Origin of the sequence: Streptomyces pallidus (ex Mingjun et al. 2026) (genome assembly GCF_051550185.1) — a bacterium.
Lineage (GTDB): Bacteria > Actinomycetota > Actinomycetes > Streptomycetales > Streptomycetaceae > Streptomyces.
The window spans coordinates 4,288,282-4,308,551 of sequence record NZ_CP196181.1; the positions used below are offsets into that span (position 1 = coordinate 4,288,282).

Sequence of the window (20,270 nt, forward strand, 5' to 3'; positions counted from 1 at the left end):
GCCTGCTGCGCTTCTGCCCCTGGCACGGGCGGGTGGGGGCGGCCTCCTGCCCCACGTCGACACCGTCGGCCGCAAACGCGTCCGACTCCGGCACCTCAAGTGAATCAGTACCGTCGCCACGGTGAACTCTGGGCGACGACTGTTCGAGGCGCCACCCGAACGGCTGTGGAAGTGCCGTTGCGGCTGCTTAACCTGGATGCATGGACGTGAACGCGGCGGTCGCCGCAGCTGCAGCGATCGCCGGTGCGTGCACCGGTGCGGTCGCGACGCTGGCGTTCCGCTGGAGTGAGCGTGACCAGGCCCGCCCCACCCGGAGTTCCATGCGCCCGGACATCAACGCGGTGCTCCCCCCCGGGGTCGACACCGTCCTGTCCGTCCTGCGCTCCTCCGCCGTCGTGCTCGACGAGGGGGACGCGGTGGTCAAGGCCAGCTCGGCGGCGTACGCCCTCGGGCTGGTCCGCGGCGGCAAGCTGGCCGTGGAGCCCATGCTCCACATGGCCCGCGACACCCGCCGGGACGGGGAGATACGGCAGGTCGAGCTCGATCTGCCGCGGCGAGGCACCGGCCGCGGCGAGGCCCTGGCGGTATCGGCGCGCGTCGCCCCGCTCGGCTCGCGGCTCGTGCTGCTGCTGGTCGAGGACCTCACCGAGGCCCGCCGCATCGAGGCCGTCCGGCGCGACTTCGTCGCGAACGTGTCGCACGAGCTGAAAACACCGGTGGGGGCGATCTCACTGCTGTCCGAGGCCGTCATGGACGCCGCGGACGACCCCGAGGCGGTCAGCCGCTTCGCGGGCCGCATGCAGATCGAGGCCACCCGGCTGATCAACCTCGTCCAGGAGCTCATCGACCTCTCGCGGGTGCAGAACGACGAGCTGCTGGAGGACGCCGAGCCCGTCCGCGTGGACACGCTCGTGGCGGAGGCGATGGACCGCTGCCGCCACACGGCGTCCGCCAAGCAGATCACCATGGCCGCGGGCGGCACCTCCGAACTGTTCGTCTGGGGTCACCGCGGCCAGCTCGCGGCGGCCCTGGGCAACCTGGTGGAGAACGCGGTCAACTACAGCCCGGCCCGCACCCGCGTCGGCATCGCCGCCCGCAAGGTGGCCGCCCCCGGCGGGGACATGATCGAGATAGCCGTGACCGACCAGGGCATCGGCATTCCGGAGAAGGACCGCGAGCGGATCTTCGAGCGCTTCTACCGCGTGGACCCCGCCCGCTCCCGTGCCACGGGCGGGACCGGTCTCGGTCTCGCGATCGTCAAGCACGTCGCCGCGTCCCACGGCGGCGAGGTGTCCGTGTGGAGCTCGGAGGGACAGGGCTCCACGTTCACCCTGCGGCTGCCCGAGGCGGCCGCACCGTCGAACAGCACCCCGCCCGCCCCGCCCGTCACCCCGGCCGCCGCCACCCCCGGCCACCCGACCCCAGCCTGAACCAGAGAACCAGCCATTCCTGCCCCGGAGGTCCTTCCGTGACCCGAGTGCTCGTCGTCGAGGATGAGGAATCCTTCAGCGACGCCCTGTCCTACATGCTCCGCAAGGAGGGCTTCGAGGTCGCCATCGCCGCGACCGGGCCCGACGGGCTCGACGAGTTCGAGCGCAACGGCGCCGACCTCGTCCTCCTCGACCTGATGCTCCCGGGCCTGCCGGGCACGGAGGTCTGCCGGCAGCTGCGGGGCCGCTCCAACGTCCCCGTGATCATGGTCACCGCCAAGGACAGCGAGATCGACAAGGTCGTCGGGCTGGAAATAGGAGCCGACGACTACGTCACGAAGCCCTTCTCCTCGCGGGAGCTGGTCGCCCGCATCCGCGCGGTCCTGCGCCGCCGCGGTGAGCCGGAGGAGGTCGCCCCGGCCGCGCTGGAGGCCGGCCCGGTACGGATGGACGTCGACCGGCACGTGGTCACCGTTGGCGGCGCCAAGGTGGACCTCCCGCTGAAGGAGTTCGACCTGCTGGAGATGCTGCTGCGCAACGCGGGCCGCGTCCTGACCCGCATGCAGCTGATCGACCGTGTGTGGGGCGCGGACTACGTCGGCGACACCAAGACCCTCGACGTGCACGTCAAGCGGCTGCGGGCCAAGATCGAGCCCGACCCGGGCGCCCCGCGCTACCTGGTCACCGTCCGCGGCCTCGGCTACAAGTTCGAGCCGTAGACCCGGTCCCGCCGGGCTCCGGCCGCACGGCGGCCCACGGGAGGACGACGGCCCACGGGAGGACGACGGGAAAGGGCCCCGTCCGCAGCAGCGGACGGGGCCCTTTCCCGTTCGTACGGGGCGCGCGGCGCGTCAGTGGCCGGCGGCGTGCGAGGCGGAGGCCGCAGGCGTGCCGGACGCGGACGCGGCCGGGGAGGCACCCGCGGCCGGGGAGCCCGAGGCGGCGGGCGAGGGGGAGGCTGCCGGCGAACCGGACGGCGAGCCCGACGGGGCGGCGGGGCTGGCCGGGGCGCTCGGGCCCGCGGCGGGCGCCTGGGACGGGCCGAAGGAGGCGAACGCGCCGGTGTTCGGGACGACGAACGCCTGGAGCGGGATCTCGCCGGTGCTGCTCATCTTGAAGACGAGCTCCTGTGCGGCGCCGTCCCGGACGGCCTCGCTCGGGCCCTCGATCACGGCGGAGGCGTTCCCCTTGCCGCCGATGACGATGGAGCCGCCGGAGGGCACGACGACCTTGCCGGAGCCCTCGGCGGGCTTCAGCGTGACCTTGCCGCGGCCCGGGAGGGCGATCGACTCCAGGACCTCGGGCTTCATGCTGTTGTTGAAGAGCGTCGCCGAGACCACGGCCCCGCCCGTGCGCTCCTTGGTGCCCTGGGTGATCACCAGCGCGTTCTGGATCTCGATCTCGCCCTTGCTGGCGGAGGCGTTGTCCGGCTTGATCTGAAGCGTCTGCGCGTCGCTGCCCGCACCGCAGGCGGCCAGCGAGGCGATCGAGAACACGACGGCGGTGGCGGCGAGGGCGCCGCGTCGAAGGCTGCGGCTCACGGCGGCGGCAACTCCTTGGACGTACGGAACGGAAGGACGGCGGTCTGTCGGACGGCCGAGGTAAAGCCGTCCTAAGGGTGTGTCAGCGCGCTTAGGTTACCGAGCCGCCGCCCCGGCCCCGCACCCGACCCTCCGCAGCGCGCGGGCGGCCCCCTGGCCGCTCCGCGATCTTGCATTCCGCACGCCCTTCGCATGCCGTTCACGTGCCGTCCGCTATATCGCCCGGAGGGGCTCCCGTGATCAATTCCGGGATTCCTTCGAACGGCTCTCCGTGATCAATTCCAGGATTGGGCCTGAACCACTCCGTACGGGTGGCCTCCAGTCGAGTGGAGTGCTTCGGTTCCCCGTCTCCGAAACCGGCAAAACGGGACGTACGTCACACTGGCCCGCCTCTCGCCCGGGTGTAACGTGGCCGTTTCGCCCGGTCCGCACAGTGGCTCCGACCTGCGAATACCCCCTTCCGCAAGCCCTCCGCAGCACGTTCCTGTCGTGGTTGTCAAGCCCCGAGATGCGCTCTGACCTGCGAAAACGCCATTCATAACAGTCAGTTCTCGTGTTACCCTGGATAGCCACGGAAGGGGTACCTGTCACATGACGTTCAAGGTTGGCGACACCGTGGTCTATCCCCATCACGGGGCCGCGCTGATCGAGGCCATCGAAACTCGCCAGATCAAAGGCGTGGACAAGACCTACTTGGTGCTCAAGGTCGCCCAGGGCGACCTGACGGTTCGTGTGCCTGCCGACAATGCAGAGTTCGTCGGCGTCCGCGACGTAGTCGGCCAGGACGGGCTGGACCGGGTCTTCGAGGTCCTGCGCTCGCCGCAGGTCGAGGAGCCGACGAACTGGTCCCGTCGCTACAAGGCAAATCTGGAGAAGCTCGCTTCTGGCGACGTCATCAAGGTCGCCGAAGTGGTGCGCGACCTGTGGCGGCGTGAGCGCGAGCGCGGACTGTCCGCAGGTGAGAAGCGCATGCTCGCCAAGGCGCGTCAGATCCTGGTCAGCGAGCTCGCCCTCGCTGAGAACACCAACGAGGACAAGGCAGAGGCCCTCCTCGACGAGGTTCTCGCGTCCTGACGCGACAACCCCGTACACAGTTGTGCCGCGGTGCCCGATGACAGCCTCCACGAGGGGGCCGTTGCCGGGCGCTGCGGCATGTCTGTACCCACGCCACCCACGACTCACGTCGTCCCCGCTGTCCACGCCCCACCGGCCGTGAACACGTCCCGCACCGCACGCCGTACCGGGCCCGGGCAGCCGGCTCGACCGGTCGTCACGGAAGGGGGCGAGGGCGTCGCACCCGGCACTCCCCAGGGCCATACCCATGTCGGCCGAAGTCACAAACCTGGCTCGGAGCTACCACACATGTCTGACCAATCGCGCCCCCACCGCACCGCCGCGGTGATCCCGGCCGCCGGCCGCGGGGTACGCCTCGGCCCGGGCGCCCCCAAGGCCCTGCGGGCCCTGGGCGGCACGCCGATGCTCATCCACGCCGTCCGCGCGATGGCCCGCTCCCGGGCCGTCTCCCTCGTGGTCGTGGTCGCCCCGGCCGACGGCACCGCAGAGGTGCGCCGCCTGCTGGACGAGCACCCGCTGCCCGACCGCACCGAACTCCTCGTCGTCCCCGGTGGCGACACCCGCCAGGAGTCCGTGGCCGCCGGCCTCGCCGCCCTCCCCGCGGACGTCACCTCCGTCCTCGTCCACGACGCGGCCCGCCCGCTCGTCCCCGTCGACACCGTCGACGCCGTGATCGAGGCCGTCCGCGCCGGCGCCCCGGCCGTCGTCCCCGCACTGCCGCTGGCCGACACCGTCAAGGAGGTCGAGCCCGGCAGGCCCGGCGAGCCCGAGCCGGTCGTCGCCACGCCCGAGCGCGCCCGACTGCGCGCCGTGCAGACCCCGCAGGGCTTCGACCTCGCCACCCTCCGGCACGCCCACGAGACCGTCGCCGCGGTCGGCGAGGGCGCCACCGACGACGCCGGGATGGTGGAACGGCTCGGCACCACCGTCATGGTGGTCCCCGGCCACGAGGAGGCCTTCAAGGTCACCCGCCCGCTCGACCTGGTCCTCGCCGAGGCCGTACTCGCCCGCAGGAGGGCCACCGATGCCTACTAGCCCCACCCCCGCCGCGCCGCTGATCCCCCAGGTCGGCATCGGCACCGACGTGCACGCCTTCGAGGCCGGCCGCGAACTGTGGTGCGCCGGCCTGCTGTGGGAAGGGGAGGACGGCCTCGCCGGGCACTCCGACGGCGACGTCGCCGCGCACGCCGCCTGCGACGCCCTCTTCTCCGCCGCAGGCGTCGGCGACCTCGGCGCGCACTTCGGTACCTCCCGCCCCGAGTGGTCCGGCGCCGCCGGCGTCACCCTTCTGGCGGAGGCCGCCCGGATCGTCCGCGCCGAGGGCTACGAGATCGGCAACATCGCCATCCAGGTGATCGGCGTCCGCCCGAAGATCGGCAAGCGGCGCGGCGAGGCGCAGAAGGCGCTCTCCGAGGCCGCCGGCGCGCCGGTGTCCGTGTCCGGCACCACCACCGACGGCCTGGGCCTGACCGGCCGCGCCGAGGGACTCGCCGCGATCGCGACCGCCCTGGTCTACCGGACGGACCCGGCCTGATCCCCCGTCGGGGGCGTCCGCCACGGCGCGCCCCCGGACCGGCAGGAGGCCCCGCGCCCCGGAAAGGGTCGCGGGGCACTGCCCCGGGCCCACTACCCTGGATGCCGTGACTATTCGCCTGTACGACACCAGCGCCCGGCAGATCCGCGACTTCACCCCCCTCAAGCCGGGTTGTGTCTCGATCTACCTCTGTGGTGCCACCGTGCAGGCGGCGCCGCACATCGGGCACATCCGCTCCGGGCTGAACTTCGACATCATGCGCCGCTGGTTCGCGTACCGCGGCTACGACGTGACCTTCGTACGGAACGTCACGGACATCGACGACAAGATCATCGCCAAGTCCGCGGAGCAGGGCCGCCCCTGGTGGTCCATCGGCTACGAGAACGAGCGCGCGTTCAACGACGGCTACGACGCCCTCGGTTGCCTGCCGCCCACCTACGAGCCGCGCGCCACCGGCCACGTCACCGAGATGATCGAGATGATGCGCGGCCTGATCGAGCGCGGCCACGCCTACGAGGCCGACGGCAGCGTCTACTTCGACGTGCGCTCGTACCCCGGCTACCTGAAGCTCTCCAACCAGGAACTGGACAATCTCATCCAGCCCGCCGAAGAGGGCATCAGCGGCAAGCGCGACCCCCGCGACTTCGCCATGTGGAAGGCGTCGAAGCCCGGGGAGCCCGACTGGGAGACCCCGTGGGGCCGCGGCCGGCCCGGCTGGCACCTGGAGTGCTCGGCCATGGCGCACAAGTACCTCGGCAGCGCCTTCGACATCCACGGCGGCGGCCTGGACCTGATCTTCCCGCACCACGAGAACGAGATCGCCCAGGCCAAGGCCTTCGGTGACGACTTCGCCTCGTACTGGCTGCACAACGCCTGGGTCACCATGTCCGGCGAGAAGATGTCCAAGTCCCTGGGCAACTCGGTGCTCGTCTCCGAGATGGTCAAGAACTGGCGTCCCATCGTCCTGCGCTACTACCTCGGCACCCCGCACTACCGCTCGATGATCGAGTACAGCGAGGAGGCCCTGCGCGAGGCCGAGTCGGCGTTCGCCCGCATCGAGGGCTTCTGCCAGCGCGTCGTGGAGAAGGCCGGCAAGGCCGTCGACCCGGCCGCCGAGGTCCCGCCGGCCTTCGCCGAGGCCATGGACGACGACCTGGGCGTCCCCCAGGCGCTCGCCATCGTCCACACCACCGTCCGCCAGGGCAACAGCGCGCTCGCCGCCGACGACAAGGACGCGGCCGTGGCGCGCCTGTCGGAGGTGCGGGCCATGCTGGGCGTGCTCGGCCTGGACCCCCTGGACGAGCGCTGGTCGGAGGAGACCGACCGGGGCGCCGAGCTCCACGGGGCCGTCGACACGCTCGTCCGGCTGGTCCTCGACCAGCGCGAGTCGGCGCGCGCCCGCAAGGACTGGGCCACCGCCGACGCCATCCGCGACCAGCTCCAGCAGTCGGGGCTGGTCATCGAGGACAGCCCGTCCGGGCCGCGCTGGACACTCGGCCCGCGCTGACCGGACCCGGCCTGACCGGCCACGTTGTGCCGCCCGGTGCCCCGGGCGGCACACTCTTCATACGTACATATCGCAGCACCGACGAAAACAGGTAGAGGTCATGGCCGGGAACAGCCAGCGCAGGGGACGCCGCACGTCCAACAAGAAAGGTCCGACGGTCGGCAGCGGTGGTCAGCGGCGCAAGGGCCTGGAAGGCAAGGGCCCCACGCCCAAGGCCGAGGAACGCAAGGGCCACAAGGCGTTCCGCATGGCCAACGCCGCCGCCAAGGCGGCCGCGCGCCGCCGTCCCGCCCCGCGCCGCGGCGGCCCCAAGGGCGCGAGCGAGATGGTCGTCGGCCGCAACCCGGTCTTCGAGGCGCTGCGCGACGGCGTGCCCGCCACCACCTTGTACGTCCAGCAGTTCATCGACAACGACGAGCGCGTCCGCGAGGCCCTCCAGCTCGCCGGTGCCCGCGGCAACATCAACCTGATGGAGGCCCCGCGCCCCGAGCTCGACCGGATGACCGGCGGCCTCAACCACCAGGGCCTCGTCCTGCAGGTCCCGCCCTACGAGTACGCGCACCCCGAGGACCTCACCGAGGCGGCCTACGACAACGGCGAGCAGCCGCTGATCGTCGCCCTCGACGGCGTCACCGACCCGCGCAACCTCGGCGCGATCGTCCGCTCCGTCTCCGCCTTCGGCGGCCACGGCGTGGTCATCCCCGAGCGCCGTGCGGCCGGCATGACCGCCGGTGCCTGGAAGACCTCCGCCGGCACCGCCGCGCGCACCCCGGTCTCCCGGGTCACCAACCTGACCCGCGCCCTCCAGGACTACAAGAAGGCCGGGCTGACCGTCGTCGGCCTCGCCGCCGAGGGCGAGCACAGCGTCGCCGACCTCGATGCCCTGGCCGGCCCGGTCGTGATCGTCGTCGGCTCCGAGGGCAAGGGCCTCGGCCGGCTCGTCGGCGAGACCTGCGACTACCTCGTGCGCATCCCGATGCCGGGCGGCGCCGAGTCGCTCAACGCCGGTGTCGCCGCGGGCGTCGTCCTGTACGAGGCGGCCCGCCGCCGCGCCTGACCGCACCGGCGGCGGTGCCCGGGCCGCCCGCCCGGCCACCCGTCCGGAGCACCCTGCGTGATCCACTCGGCTCACGGAGCGTGACCCGTGAGCGTGCCACCCCGCCCGTTTCGGGCGGGGTGGCTTGATCTTGACGGGTCTCGGACACATCCCTGCTGTCAAGGCAGTGTCCTAAACACTGATCACTCGGTTAGATGAGTGTGGACACCAGAACGTCAGGGTTCGACGACCAGCCCGCGCTGAGCATGGTCAAGGTGCCGTGCGACCCCGCACAGGTCATCGTCAACCACGCCAGCTTCCGCGTGCGGCTCGCACCGAGCCCGAGCGCGCGTTCCAAGGCCGCGAGCACCCCCGGCCGGATGCCCGTCCTCGGCGGCGCCGTCACCGCCGCCGGAGCCGCCGCCCGCCGTCGCAGGGCCCCCGTCGTCTGGAGCGGCAAATCCGCACCAGGCGACACCGCCGCCATGGGCGGACTGCTCCAGGCCGTACGCCGACACGGCGGCGGCCTCGGCCACGACGACTACGACACCGGCGACTCCGGCGCCACGCAGGTCATCCCCCGCGTGGACCTCGCCCACGACCGAGCCGACGACACCGTCCCCACCCCCACCGTCATCGGCCAGCGCCAGTACGGCGCCCGGGACGAGACCCGCGCCTTCGCCCCCGTGCGGGACCTGCCCCCCGGCGGCCACGGCGGCCACGGCGGCCACGCCGGCCCGTTCCCCTACGACGGCGGACCCGGCAGCCAGGACGCCGGCCGCCGCGCCCCCTCCGACAGCCGCGGCCACGCCTCGTACTACCCCGGCCGCCGCATGAACCTCGGGGTTGTCCTGCTCCCCCTGCGGGTCTTCCTCGGCTTCATCTCCATCTACGCCGGCATGGGCAAGCTCTGCGACCCCGTCTACTTCGACGGCGGCGAGCGCGGCTCCATGGTCACCTGGCTGCGCACCCTCCAACCCTGGGCCCTGGCCGAGCCGCTGCGCGACTTCGCCCTCGCCCACCCCGTCGGGGCCGGGCTCAGCGTGGCCTTCCTCCAGGTCGTCGTCGGTGTCCTGACCGTCCTCGGGCTCTGGCAGCGGTTCGCCGCCTGCTTCGGCGCACTGCTGTCGGCCGCCCTGCTCATGACCGTCAGCTGGAAGACCGTCCCCGCCTACGACGCCCCCGACATCATCTACCTCGCCGCCTGGAGCCCCCTGATCATCGCCGGCGCGCCCGTCTACTCCCTGGACGGACGCCTCGCCGGCGAGGCCTGGCGCACCCTCGGCCCGCGCTCCGACCTGTGGGCACTGCGGCGGCGGGTGCTGCGCCGCGGGGCCGTCATGGCCACCCTCGTCTGCGGACTCACCCTGCTCATCGGCTCGCTGCTCGGCGGGGCCGTCCGCTCCAGCACCGTCGTCACCGTGCCCGGCCCGGGCCAGGCCCCGAGCAACTACCTGCCCGGCTCCCCGCTGCCGGTGCCGCCGTCCAAGCAGCAGCACCAGCAGCAGCAACCGCAGCAGCCCGCCTCCCAGCAGCCCTCGAAGCCGGCGGAGCCCGCCGCCAGCGCCACCCCGTCGACCAAGCCCAGCCGCGCCGGCTCCACGGCCCGCGAGACCACGGGCACCGGCTCGCAGCCGCCCACCACCCGCAGCACCGGCAGCAGCCAGAGCGGCACCGGCACCAGCTCCGGTACCGCACCGAAGCAGTCCAGCCCGAAGGCCCCGTCGTCCACGACCAACCGCAGCAGCGGCGCGGGCAGCGGCGGGGACGCCCCGTCGACGAAGCCCGGCCTCGTCGGAGGCCTCCTCGGCTGACGGTCCGACCCGAACGGCCCGAACGGCCCGGGGCCCGGCACGCGAAACGCGTACCGGGCCCCGGGCCCTTCCCTTTCCGTTCCTCTTTCCGTGCGGAAGTCCGTGGAGCCGTCAGGAGGCCCTCTGCGCCGCCAGTTCGCGCGCCGCCTCGGTCAGGTCCTTCGCCGTGTCGATCGCCCGCCAGTACGCGCCCTGCGGGATCGGGAAACCGGCCAGCCGCCGCTCCCGGGCCAGCCGGGGGAAGGTGGTCCGCTCGTGGTCGCCCAAATCCGGGAGCAGAGAGGTGAATTCGGGCGAGAAGACGTACACGCCGGCATTGATGAGGTACGGCGACGGCGGCGCCTCGATGAAGTCCAGCACCTGCCCGAACTCGTTGGTCTCCACCGCGCCCCACGGGATGCGCGGCCGTGCCAGCGCCAGCGTCGCGGTCGCCGCCCGCTCGGTGTGGAACGCGGCCATCTCCCGCAGCGAGAACCGGGTCCAGATGTCGCCGTTCGTCGCGTACCACGGCCGGTCCGCGTGCGGCAGGTGCCGCGCGGCGTACTTCAACCCGCCGCCGCGTCCGAGCGGCTCCTCCTCCACCACCGTGGTCACGCGCAGCGGTAGGTCCGCCCCGGCCAGCCACTCCTGGAGCACCTCGGCGAGGTGCCCGCAGGAGACGACGGCGTCGGTGACCCCCTCGGCGGCGAGCCAGTTCAGCTGGTGCCCGATGATCGGGACCCCCGTCCCCGGGATCTCGACCATCGGCTTCGGCCGGTCGTCCGTGTACGGCCGCAGCCGCGACCCCTGGCCGCCCGCCAGGACCACCGCCTGGGTGGGCGCCTGGGCAAGGGCGGCCGGGACCGCGGCCGCGAAGTCGGTGCTGTACGGGGAAGGGGGTGCGGGGGGTGCGTCGGTCATGGGCGCCAGCGTAGGGCCCGCCCCGCCGCCGGCCCGGGTGTCAGCCCATGGAGGCGACGCCGGACGCGTACGAGGTGTCGCAGACCGGACGGGAGAAGGACTGGGCCTTCGTCGGCCCGTACGCCTCGACGGCGGCCCGCCCGAGGGCCCGCGCGATGCCCACGCAGTGGTCGGCGAGCGACGGCCGCCGGTCCACCTCCTGCTGGAGGTGCGTCAGGACGTCACCCGGCATCTCGCCCTGCTGGAGCTCGGAGAGGAGCTTGTCGCGCAGCAGGTCCTGCGGTGCGCGCGGCTTCGCGGGGACGGAGACGTCCTCGGCGGAGGCGGTCAGGATCCGGGACGACGAGTTGTCCGCCCACGGGACCATCGTGACCGCGAGGGTCCCGGACAGGACCAGGACGACGGGCAGGACCAGGGCGAGGGATCGGCCGATACGGCGGGCAGTGTGGGTCACGAGGGCGAGAGTAGCGCTCGGTGAAGATCGGACGACAGTTAGTCACCCGGTTGGGGGATGGTTCGACGTGGTTTTTCGAATAGTCGGTTGACGGGGGCGGCGAACGGGCCCGCACGCCCGCGGGGGCGCTCCCGTGGGAGCGCCCCCGCGGCCGGTGTCAGCCGGAGAGGCGCTCGCCGGAGGACGTCGAGAAGACGTGGATCTCGTCGGGGCGCGGCACCACGTGCAGGGTGGCGCCCTTCTCGGGCACCTGGCGGCCGCCGACACGGACGACGATGTCCTGGCCGCCGTCGGCCTGGGCGGTGCGGCCGTACACGTACCCGTCGGCGCCGAGCTCCTCGACGACGTTGACCGTGATGGTCAGGCCGCCCTCGGTGCCGACGTCGAAGTGCTCGGGGCGCACGCCGACGGTGACGGTGCGGTCGCCCGCGTCCGCGGCGGCGGCGATCGCCTCGCGCGAGACGGGCACGACGCTGTCGCCGAACTTCACGCCGCCGTCGGCGATCGGGACCTCCACCAGGTTCATGGCGGGGGAGCCGATGAAGCCGGCGACGAACAGGTTCGCCGGGCGGTCGTACATGTTGCGCGGGGTGTCGACCTGCTGGAGGAGGCCGTCCTTCAGGACCGCCACCCGGTCGCCCATCGTCATGGCCTCGACCTGGTCGTGGGTGACGTAGACGGTGGTGATGCCGAGGTCGCGCTGGAGCGCCGCGATCTGCGTACGCGTGGAGACGCGGAGCTTGGCGTCGAGGTTCGACAGCGGCTCGTCCATCAGGAAGACCTGCGGCTTGCGGACGATGGCGCGGCCCATGGCGACGCGCTGCCGCTGGCCTCCGGAGAGGGCCTTGGGCTTGCGGTCCAGGTACTGGGTGAGGTCCAGCATCTTCGCCGCGTCCTCGACCTTGCGGCGGATGGTCGCCTTGTCCTCGCCTGCGATCTTCAGGGCGAAGCCCATGTTGTCGGCGACGGTCATGTGCGGGTAGAGCGCGTAGTTCTGGAACACCATCGCGATGTCCCGGTCCTTCGGCGGCAGGTGCGTGACGTCGCGGTCGCCGATGCGGATGGCGCCGCCGTTGACGTCCTCCAGGCCGGCGAGCATGCGCAGGGAGGTGGACTTGCCGCAACCGGAGGGGCCGACGAGGACGAGGAACTCGCCGTCCTCGATCTGCAGGTCGAGTGCGTCGACGGCGGGCTTGTCGGCGCCGGGGTAGAGGCGGGTAGCCGCGTCGAAGGTGACAGAAGCCATGGGGGTGCATCCCTTCTACCGGCAGGAACGTGCCGGACGATCCGAGTGGAAGGAAGTGTTGGTCTGGTCCAGGGTCTGGACTTCCGCCCGACGGTACCCGGCGGGGCGCGTTCTGTCAGCACCCGGCCGGGGGTGACGTACGACGCGCCCACGGGCGGCGGGAGCCCTTTCCCGGGGCGGGCGGTGCGCGGATGCGGGCCGGAAATGCCCTTCGCGAGCGGGCCCGTCGGCTGTGTAAAGTGAAGGCGATTGGCGTGCGCGCAGCGTCACAGGCCTCCTTAGCTCAGCTGGCCAGAGCACCGCTCTTGTAAAGCGTAGGTCGTCGGTTCGAATCCGACAGGGGGCTCCGTTCCAGGTCGGAGGTATTTCCGGCCCGGGAATTCGCGCAGAAGCGGAAGGCCCCGGAGTGATACTCCGGGGCCTTCCGCGTCTGTGCGGGTGCGGCGCCGGGCTCAGTGGCGGCCCGAGATCCGGTCGGCCAGGCGGGCCAGTGGGGCCGTGGCCGGGGTGTGGGTGGCGGCCTCGTGGCGGTCCGCCTCGCGGTACGCGGCGTACAGGGCCTGGACGCCGAGCCAGCGGAAGGGCTCCGGCTCCCAGCGGCGCACGCGGTGGTTCACCCAGGGCAGGGCGGTCAGCTCGGTGGCGTCGCCCAGGACCAGGTCGCGCAGGGTGCGGCCGGCGAGGTTGGAGGTGGCGACGCCGGATCCGACGTAACCGCCCGCCCAGCCGAGGCCCGTGGCGCGGTCGAGGGTGACGGTGGCGCACCAGTCCCGGGGCACGCCGAGCACGCCGGACCAGGCGTGGGTGATCTCGACCCCGGTGAGGGCGGGGAAGAAGGACTCCAGCAGCCGGGTCAGCGAGGCGATGGTCGCCGGCTGGGTGGTGCCGTCGGTGTCCGTGCGGGAGCCGAAGCGGTACGGGACGCCGCGGCCGCCGATCGCGATGCGGCCGTCAGCGGTGCGCTGCGCGTACATGTAGGCGTGGGCCATGTCGCCGAGGGTCTCCGCCCCGGTCCAGCCCAGCCGGTCCCAGACCGACTCGGGCAGCGGGGCCGTCGCGATCATCGACGAGTTCATGGGCAGCCAGGAGCGCTTCTGGCCCTTGAGGGAGGCGGTGAAGCCCTCGGTGCAGCGCAGTACGTACGGGGCGCGGACGGTGCCGTACGGGGTGGTGGCGCGGCGCGGGGTGATCTCGGTGACCGGTGTCGACTCGTGGATGGTGACGCCGAGGCGTTCGCAGGCTTGCGCGAGTCCTGTGGCGAGCTTGAGGGGGTGGATGCGGGCGCCGTGCGGGGTCCAGGTGGCGCCGACGGCGTCGGCGATGTCGATGCGGGCGCGGGTGGCGGTGGCGTCGAGGAGCTCGCGGTCGGTCTCGCCGAAGGCGAGTTCCGCCTCGTGGAAGGCCTTGAGGCGGCGGAGTTGGGCGGGGGTGCGGGCGACCTCCAGGACACCGCCGCGGTGGACGTCGGCGTCGATGGCCTCCTTCGCGGCCACGTCGATGACCTCGGTGACGGTGGCGTTCATCGCCTGCTGGAGCCGTTGGGCGGCGGGCCGGCCGTGCAGGCGGGCGTACCGGTCGCGGCCGGCGATGCCGTTGTAGAGCCAGCCGCCGTTGCGGCCGGAGGCGCCGTAGCCGCAGAACTTCTGCTCCAGGACGGTGACGCGCAGGTCGGGTGCGGAGGTCTTGAGGTAGTACGCGGTCCACAGGCCGGTGTAGCCGCCGCCGACGATGACGACGTCGGCGGTGGCGTCGCCGGTGAGGGGCGCGCGGGGCGGTGCGGCGCCGCCGGTGGCGTCGGTCGCGTACCAGAAGGAGATGCCGCCGTTGATCGTCATGGGGGAGTTGGTACACCGGGGCCGGAGGGGTGTCCAGAGGGCCGGATGTCGTGTTCCGGCGCTGGGGACCAGGCCTTTTGCCGGATGCGGGGGCGGGCTCCCCCGTGCGGGGGAGGTGGTGGCGGGGCGGTGCGGTCTACGGTCGGGGTGTGGTGGAGATTCCGGAGGGGCTGGTCGAGGCGCAGGTCCTGTTCAACGGGGAGGCGGGGCGGGAGTTCCTGGCGGGGCTGCCGGCGCGGACGGAGCGGTTCCTCCAGGAGTGGGCGCTGCGGCCGGCGGGGCCGGCGATGCACGGGATGACGGCGCTGGTGGTGCCGGTGCGGCGGTCGGACGGGGCGGAGGCGGTGCTGAAGCTGCTGCTGCCGGACGAGGAGAGCGCGGGGGAGCCGGTCGCGCTGCGTGCGTGGGCGGGGCGCGGCTGCGTACGGCTGTTGGAGCACGATCAGGGGACGGGCACCCTGCTGCTGGAGCGGCTCGACGAGAGGCGGCCGCTGTCGGGGCTGGCGGAGCGGGATCCACGGCAGGCGGTGCGTGTGGTGGGGGAGTTGCTGGCGCGGCTGACGGCGGTGCGGGCGCCGGCCGGGGTGCGGGGGCTGGGGCCGTTGGCGGCCGGGATGCTGGAGCGGGCGCCGGAGGCGCTGGCGGGGATCCCGGACGCGCGGGAGCGGGGGCTGGTGGCCGACTGTGCAGCGGTGTTGGCGGAGGTGGCGGGGGAGCCCGGGGACCGGCTGCTGCACTGGGACCTGCACTACGACAACGTGCTGGCGGGCGGGCGGGAGCCGTGGCTGGCGATCGATCCGAAGCCGCTCGCGGGCGATCCGGGGTTCGAGCTGCTGCCGGCGATCCGGAACAGCTTCCGTGCGGACCAGGTGCGGTGGCGGTTCGACCTGCTGACGGAGGTGCTCGGGCTGGCGGGGCAGCGGGACCGGGCGCGGGCGTGGACGCTGGGGCGGGTGCTGCAGAACTGCCTGTGGGACGTGGAGGACGCGCGGGGCGGTGTGCCGGAGCTGGACGGGGAGCAACTGCTCGTTGCGGAGGTGCTGTTGGGGCGGGCTTAGGCTGCGGGCATGATCCGTAGCGCTGTCGCCGGGGACGTCCCGGCCATCCATGCCATGATCCGCGAGCTGGCGGAGTACGAGAGGGTGCCGCACGAGGCGCGGGCCACCGAGGAGCAGCTGCGGGAGGCGCTGTTCGGGGAGCGGCCGGCGGCCTTCGCGCACGTCGCCCAGGCTCCTGACGGCGAGCCGGTGGGGTTCGCGATCTGGTTCCTGAACTTTTCGACGTGGCGCGGCGTGCACGGCATCTACCTGGAGGACCTGTACGTGCGCCCCGGCGCCCGCGGCGGCGGTTACGGCAGGGAGCTGCTGGCCGCGCTGGCCCGGATCTGCGTGGAGCGGGGGTACGAGCGGTTGGAGTGGTCGGTGCTGGACTGGAACGAGCCGGCGATCGGTTTCTACGAGGCCCTGGGCGCGCGGCCGCAGGACGGGTGGACGGTGTACCGGCTGACGGACGACGCCCTGCGCGGGCTGGGCACGGCCTGAGGCCCTGAGGCCCTGACGGCCGGCCCGGCCGGTGGCCTGCGCCCGCTCCCTCTCAGGGTTCGAGGACGACCTTGCCGGTGGTGCCGCGGGTCTCCAGGGCGCGGTGGGCGGCCGCGGCTTCGGCGAGGGCCCGGGTTTCCAGGACCCGGATCGGATCGTCGCCCCGGCGCGCCGGAGCACGGCGGGGCCGAGGACGTGGTGGGGGCTGATGCCGCGGGCGGCGAGGTCGGCGCGGTCGGCTTCGCCGAGTGCGAGGGGACCGCCGGACCGGCCGAAGATGAGGTGGAGGGCGCCGGGGGCCTCCACCTCAAGGGGGCGGGGCGGTGCGGGTGCCGGGGGCGGGCCGTGTCGGTCCCGTAGGGCAGGATGGGGGCGTGGCGCGGAACGGACGGCAGGCCCCGGGCAGGGCGCAGCAGGTCAAGGCGGCGCGGCGGCCGCTGGTGGGGCTGCCGCCGGACCTGCACCCCTGGCCGGGCGGGGGGTTGGAACCCGACGGGGACTACGACGGGCTGGAGCTCGCGGACCTGGACCTGTCGGGGCAGGAGGGCGTCGGGGCGCGGTTCATGGACTGCGCGGTACGACGCTGCACGCTGGACGAGGCGGGGCTGGCCAACGCACGGATCCTGGACTCGCTGCTGGAGGGGGTGCGGGGCGTCGGCACGGACCTGGCCGGGGCCTCGCTGCGGGACGTGGAGCTGGTCGACGCCCGGCTGGGCGGCACGGCCCTGCACGGGGCGGTGCTGGAGCGGGTCGAGTTCCGCGGCGGCAAGATCGACTACCTGAACCTGCGGCAGGCACGGCTGCGGGACGTGGTCTTCGAGGAATGCGTGCTGGTGGAGCCGGACTTCGCGGGGGCGGTGCTGGAACGGGTGGAGTTCCGCGGGTGCGTGTTGCGGGGCGCGGACGTCTCCGGGGCCCGTATGACGGATGTGGACCTGCGGGGCGCGGCCGAGCTGGACTTCGCGCGAGGGGTGGAGGCCCTGGCCGGCGCGGCGGTCACACCGGCCCAGCTGCTGTCGCTGGCCCCGGCCCTGGCGGCGCACCTGGGCCTGCGCGTGGTCCCCTGACCGCGCGAGGCCCGGCGGGGCGGCTGCGGCTACGCGGGGACGCGGGGGAAGCGGGCCTGGAGGCTCCAGACGGCCGGGTTGTCGCCGAGGTCCTCGTGCATGTCGACGAGGTCCGCGATCAGGTCGTGGAGGAAGTCGCGGGCCTCGCGGCGCAGCACCGCGTGGCTGAAGGTCAGCGGGGCTTCCTCGGCGGGCATCCAGTCGGCTTCGATGTCGACCCAGCCGAAGCGGCGCTCGAAGAGCATGCGGTCGGTGGACTCGGTGAAGTCGAGTTCGGCGTACTGCCGGTCGGCGGAGCGGCTGCCGCGCGGGTCCCGGTCGAGCTGCTCGGCGATGTCGCAGAGCGCCCAGGCGAAGTCCAGGACGGGTACCCATCCCCAGGCTGTGGACACTTCCCGGTCCGCATCGGTGTCGGCGAGGTAGACGTCCCCGCAGAACAGGTCGTGGCGCAGGGAGTGGACGTCCGCCGTCCGGTAGTCGGTCTGCGGGGGGTCGGGGAAGCGCCGGGAGAGGGAGTAGCCGATGTCGAGCACCCCTTGATGGTCCCACGCCCGGCCCGCCCTGCCGGCCCCGCCCCGGGCGGGACCGGCTCGGTTGTGACCGGAGGCATGGGGCGTGACCCGGACCGGGTCACGGCAGTGACTTCGACCCGAGCGCGCCGGGGGTCTTCGGGATCCAGGAGGAGACGGCGGTGGCTTCGGCGGGATCCGGCTCGCCCATGCTGACCCGCCAGACGTCCTTGCCCTCCGCCCATGCCGGCAGGACGTGGAGCTGTTTGATCTGGTCGGTGTCGTGCAGGTAGAGCACGACCGTCTGCCGGTACGAACCGTCGTCGTAGAACTCTGCGGTGACCTTCCCGCCGGCGCCCTTGCGGAACGCGGCGATCCAGTTCTCGGCGGTCCTCCGCGCAACGCCGTTGTCCTGACCGTCGCGCACGAGGGACGCCAGCCCTCCGGCGTCCCCGTCGGCTATCCGCCACACCACCTCCTGCGTGATCCCCAGCGATCCGGTGGACGGGAACCCGACGACGGCGAGCGGCGGATGGCCGCTGTAGTCCTGGACGTACTTCAGTTCCACGGCGTCTTCCTCCGCCGAGCAGGCGGTCAGCGCACCGACCGTGAGGACGCAGGCGAGCGCGGCACGCAGGGCTGTGGGCATGCGGTCATCGGCCTTTCGACGGGTGCCGGGCGGTCCCGACGCGAAGAGCTGCAATGTAATGCCCTGACCAGGCAGTTCGACTCCGCCCCGCCCCGCCCCCCCCGGCCCGCTCCCCGCCCCGCCTCCGTCCGCCCCTGCTCCGCGGTCTACGGCAGGAGGCGTTGTTCCTTGGCGACCGAGACGGCGCCCGCGCGGGTGTCGACGCCCAGCTTGTCGTAGATGCGGCCCAGGTGGGTCTTGACCGTGGCCTCGCTGATGAACAGGGCGCGGGCGATCTCCCGGTTGCCGAGGCCGCGGGCCAACTGGCCCAGGATGTCCAGCTCCCGGTCGGTCAGGGTGGGCCGGGAGCCCCGCATGCGGGCCATCACCCGGCTGGCCACCGGCGGCGACAGCGTGGTGCGCCCGGCCGCGGCCGCGTGGATCGCGGCGAAGAGCTCCTCCGGCCGCTCCGCCTTGAGGAGGTAGCCGGTGGCGCCCGCTCCGATGGCACGGGTGATGTCGGCGTCGGTGTCGTACGTGGTGAGGACGAGGACGTGCGGCGGTCGGGCCGAGGCGGAGGTGATCCGGCGGGTGGCCTCGACGCCGTCGATGCCCTCGCCCAGCTGGAGGTCCATCAGGACCACGTCGGGCCGGAGCCGGGCGGCCAGCGCGACGGCCTCCTCCCCGCTGCCCGCCTCGCCGATCACCTCGATGTCGGGGGCGCTGCCGAGCAGGGCCAGCAGCCCGGCCCGGACCACCGCGTGGTCGTCGCACAGCAGGAGCGTCGTCGGCGTGGTGGTCATGGCTGGTGCTCCAGGGGGATGGCCGCGGACAGGACGGTGCCCTCGCCCTCGGCGGATTCGATCGTGAGCGTGCCGCCGAGCTGGCCGACCCGGGCGCGCATCGCGGGGAGGCCGTGGCCGCGTTCCTCGCCGCTCGCGCGGGGCGGCCGGGTCCCGTCGAAGCCCGCGCCGTCGTCCGCGACGTCCAGGACGACCTGGTCGCCGAGGAAGCTGAGGGTCAGGGCCGCGGTCCGCGCGCCCGCGTGTTCCCGTACGTTCGCCAGGGCCCCCTGGGCGACCCGCAGCAGCGCCGACTGGACCCGGTCGGGCAGCGGCACGGGCGTGCCCTCCAGGTGGAAGCGGACCTCGACGTCCGGGCCGGCGTCGAGGGCGCGCAGCGCGTCCGCGAGGCCGGCCCCGCCCGCGAGCTCGGGCGGGGCGAGGTCGTGGACGAGCCGGCGGGCCTCGGCCAGGCCGCGTGCGGCGATGCCGGTGGCGGTACGGACGTGCGCGCGCGCCGTGGCCGGGCTGTCGTCCCACACCCGGTCGGCGGCCTGGAGCAGCATCTGCTGGCTGGACAGGTGCTGGGCGAGGGTGTCGTGGATCTCCATGGAGAGCCGCTGCCGTTCGGCGAGGGTGCCCTCGCGGCGTTCGGTGGCGGCCAGCTCCCGCCGGGTGCGGATCAGGTCGTCGATCAGCTCCCGCTGCGCCTGGGCCTGGCGTTCCATGTGGACGAAGACGGCGGTGGACAGGGCGGCGATGGCCGGCGGGGCGAGCAGCAGGTTCGGGTCGAACTCGCGGGACAGCTTGAGCTGGGCTGCGACGACGAACACGGTCAGCAGGGCGACCAGGACGATCGCCGCGCGCGGCGGCAGGGTGCGCAGGGCCGTGTAGAAGAGCGGAACGGCGCACCAGGCGAAGCTGGGGGCGAGGACGACCAGCACCACCCACACGCCGACGACCAGCCCGAGCCAGGCCAGTCGGCGGGCGGTGGGCGCGGCGCCGAGGGCGGGGCCGAGCACGTACAGCAGGGCGAGCGCGGTGCCGAGGGCGATGATCCACGGGGTGTCGGGCGAGCCGGGGTGGCGGAGCAGATAGCGGGCCACGGAGGCGGCCAGGAGCAGGAAGAACGCCGTGTGCATGACCGCCGCCAGCATCCGGGTGTCCGCGTCCCCCTTGCGCGACGGCGCTCGGCTGAGGTGGCTCACGGCGGGCTCCCGGTGCGGATCGTTCGGTCGGCTCCATCGTGCCCGGTCGCGGGGGATGGCGCCGACCAGCCAAGCCGCATCCGCGGCCGGTGCGCATCAACCGATCGGACGACCCCGGGGTCGACCGGAGCGGCAGCCGTCGCGAGCCGGTACGGGGACGGGTG

Annotated in this window: 20 protein-coding genes, 1 tRNA gene and 1 pseudogene; 12 read left to right on the forward strand and 10 right to left on the reverse strand. The window is 73.2% G+C overall.

What is annotated here, in order from left to right; translation table 11 throughout:
- Positions 1-200 precede the first annotated feature (200 nt).
- The gene (locus ACSHWO_RS18950) at positions 201-1,430 is read left to right on the forward strand and encodes a sensor histidine kinase (protein WP_361094949.1); all 1,230 of its coding nucleotides are present in this window, start codon (positions 201-203) and stop codon (positions 1,428-1,430) included.
- Positions 1,431-1,468: 38 nt separating this feature from the next.
- Complete coding sequence (locus ACSHWO_RS18955) at positions 1,469-2,149, forward strand: response regulator transcription factor (RefSeq protein WP_099199155.1); 681 nt, start codon at positions 1,469-1,471, stop codon at positions 2,147-2,149.
- Positions 2,150-2,281: 132 nt separating this feature from the next.
- Here ACSHWO_RS18955 and ACSHWO_RS18960 read toward each other — a convergent pair whose 3' ends face one another.
- Positions 2,282-2,971, reverse strand: coding sequence for a DUF461 domain-containing protein (locus ACSHWO_RS18960; RefSeq protein ID WP_385840809.1), 690 nt, complete (start codon positions 2,969-2,971; stop codon positions 2,282-2,284).
- Between the two features lie 591 nt (positions 2,972-3,562).
- Between ACSHWO_RS18960 and ACSHWO_RS18965 the strand changes: the two genes are divergently transcribed.
- From ACSHWO_RS18965 to ACSHWO_RS18990, 6 genes are all read left to right on the forward strand, one after another.
- Positions 3,563-4,045 (forward strand): CarD family transcriptional regulator, encoded by a 483-nt coding sequence (locus tag ACSHWO_RS18965; RefSeq protein ID WP_179178388.1) that lies wholly within the window; start codon positions 3,563-3,565, stop codon positions 4,043-4,045.
- A 288-nt stretch (positions 4,046-4,333) separates the two neighbouring features.
- Positions 4,334-5,080, forward strand: a complete 747-nt coding sequence (ispD, locus tag ACSHWO_RS18970; protein ID WP_438313273.1) for a 2-C-methyl-D-erythritol 4-phosphate cytidylyltransferase — start codon at positions 4,334-4,336, stop codon at positions 5,078-5,080.
- A complete protein-coding gene (ispF, locus tag ACSHWO_RS18975) occupies positions 5,070-5,579 on the forward strand; it encodes a 2-C-methyl-D-erythritol 2,4-cyclodiphosphate synthase (RefSeq protein ID WP_385840821.1) in 510 nt (169 codons plus the stop codon). The genes ispD and ispF overlap by 11 nt, the downstream gene beginning before the upstream one ends.
- A 106-nt stretch (positions 5,580-5,685) precedes the next feature.
- On the forward strand, positions 5,686-7,086 hold the full coding sequence (cysS, locus tag ACSHWO_RS18980; RefSeq protein ID WP_438313275.1) for a cysteine--tRNA ligase: 1,401 nt from the start codon (positions 5,686-5,688) through the stop codon (positions 7,084-7,086).
- Positions 7,087-7,186: 100 nt separating this feature from the next.
- The gene (rlmB, locus tag ACSHWO_RS18985; protein WP_361094934.1) at positions 7,187-8,143 is read left to right on the forward strand and encodes a 23S rRNA (guanosine(2251)-2'-O)-methyltransferase RlmB; all 957 of its coding nucleotides are present in this window, start codon (positions 7,187-7,189) and stop codon (positions 8,141-8,143) included.
- Between the two features lie 194 nt (positions 8,144-8,337).
- Positions 8,338-9,936, forward strand: coding sequence for a DoxX family membrane protein (locus tag ACSHWO_RS18990; RefSeq protein WP_438313277.1), 1,599 nt, complete (start codon positions 8,338-8,340; stop codon positions 9,934-9,936).
- A gap of 111 nt (positions 9,937-10,047) precedes the next feature.
- Here ACSHWO_RS18990 and ACSHWO_RS18995 read toward each other — a convergent pair whose 3' ends face one another.
- The 3 genes from ACSHWO_RS18995 to ACSHWO_RS19005 all read right to left on the reverse strand — a co-directional run bounded on the left by ACSHWO_RS18995 (position 10,048) and on the right by ACSHWO_RS19005 (position 12,536).
- The gene (locus tag ACSHWO_RS18995) at positions 10,048-10,836 is read right to left on the reverse strand and encodes a nucleotidyltransferase family protein (RefSeq protein WP_361094928.1); all 789 of its coding nucleotides are present in this window, start codon (positions 10,834-10,836) and stop codon (positions 10,048-10,050) included.
- A 40-nt stretch (positions 10,837-10,876) separates the two neighbouring features.
- On the reverse strand, positions 10,877-11,290 hold the full coding sequence (locus ACSHWO_RS19000) for a hypothetical protein (protein ID WP_361094925.1): 414 nt from the start codon (positions 11,288-11,290) through the stop codon (positions 10,877-10,879).
- Between the two features lie 157 nt (positions 11,291-11,447).
- On the reverse strand, positions 11,448-12,536 hold the full coding sequence (locus ACSHWO_RS19005; protein WP_385840848.1) for an ABC transporter ATP-binding protein: 1,089 nt from the start codon (positions 12,534-12,536) through the stop codon (positions 11,448-11,450).
- A 272-nt stretch (positions 12,537-12,808) separates the two neighbouring features.
- Between ACSHWO_RS19005 and ACSHWO_RS19010 the strand changes: the two genes are divergently transcribed.
- A tRNA-Thr gene (locus tag ACSHWO_RS19010) sits at positions 12,809-12,882 on the forward strand.
- 106 nt (positions 12,883-12,988) lie between these two features.
- On the opposite strand, the gene ACSHWO_RS19015 is transcribed toward ACSHWO_RS19010, so the two are convergent.
- Positions 12,989-14,371, reverse strand: coding sequence for an NAD(P)/FAD-dependent oxidoreductase (locus ACSHWO_RS19015; RefSeq protein ID WP_438313280.1), 1,383 nt, complete (start codon positions 14,369-14,371; stop codon positions 12,989-12,991).
- Positions 14,372-14,520: 149 nt separating this feature from the next.
- On the opposite strand from ACSHWO_RS19015, the gene ACSHWO_RS19020 reads away from it, so the two are divergent.
- Both ACSHWO_RS19020 and ACSHWO_RS19025 read left to right on the forward strand, forming a co-directional pair.
- Positions 14,521-15,429, forward strand: a complete 909-nt coding sequence (locus tag ACSHWO_RS19020) for an aminoglycoside phosphotransferase family protein (RefSeq protein WP_438313282.1) — start codon at positions 14,521-14,523, stop codon at positions 15,427-15,429.
- Positions 15,430-15,438: 9 nt separating this feature from the next.
- Positions 15,439-15,912, forward strand: coding sequence for a GNAT family N-acetyltransferase (locus ACSHWO_RS19025; protein ID WP_361094913.1), 474 nt, complete (start codon positions 15,439-15,441; stop codon positions 15,910-15,912).
- A gap of 52 nt (positions 15,913-15,964) precedes the next feature.
- Here the strand turns inward: ACSHWO_RS19025 and ACSHWO_RS19030 are convergent.
- Positions 15,965-16,209, reverse strand: a pseudogene (locus ACSHWO_RS19030) (oxidoreductase); the annotation flags it as partial.
- A gap of 77 nt (positions 16,210-16,286) precedes the next feature.
- On the opposite strand from ACSHWO_RS19030, the gene ACSHWO_RS19035 reads away from it, so the two are divergent.
- Entirely contained in the window at positions 16,287-16,979 is a 693-nt protein-coding gene (locus ACSHWO_RS19035) for a pentapeptide repeat-containing protein (RefSeq protein ID WP_385840870.1), read from the forward strand.
- Between the two features lie 29 nt (positions 16,980-17,008).
- Here ACSHWO_RS19035 and ACSHWO_RS19040 read toward each other — a convergent pair whose 3' ends face one another.
- The 4 genes from ACSHWO_RS19040 to ACSHWO_RS19055 form a co-directional block, all read right to left on the reverse strand.
- The gene (locus ACSHWO_RS19040; protein WP_361094907.1) at positions 17,009-17,512 is read right to left on the reverse strand and encodes a hypothetical protein; all 504 of its coding nucleotides are present in this window, start codon (positions 17,510-17,512) and stop codon (positions 17,009-17,011) included.
- 97 nt (positions 17,513-17,609) lie between these two features.
- The gene (locus ACSHWO_RS19045; RefSeq protein WP_361094904.1) at positions 17,610-18,137 is read right to left on the reverse strand and encodes a hypothetical protein; all 528 of its coding nucleotides are present in this window, start codon (positions 18,135-18,137) and stop codon (positions 17,610-17,612) included.
- A gap of 146 nt (positions 18,138-18,283) precedes the next feature.
- Positions 18,284-18,919 carry a response regulator transcription factor gene (locus tag ACSHWO_RS19050; RefSeq protein ID WP_361094901.1) on the reverse strand — a complete coding sequence of 212 codons (636 nt, stop codon included), beginning with the start codon at positions 18,917-18,919 and terminating at the stop codon, positions 18,284-18,286.
- Positions 18,916-20,055 carry a sensor histidine kinase gene (locus ACSHWO_RS19055; RefSeq protein ID WP_438319157.1) on the reverse strand — a complete coding sequence of 380 codons (1,140 nt, stop codon included), beginning with the start codon at positions 20,053-20,055 and terminating at the stop codon, positions 18,916-18,918. Before ACSHWO_RS19055 ends, ACSHWO_RS19050 begins: the two co-directional genes overlap by 4 nt.
- Between the last annotated feature and the right edge of the window lie 215 nt (positions 20,056-20,270).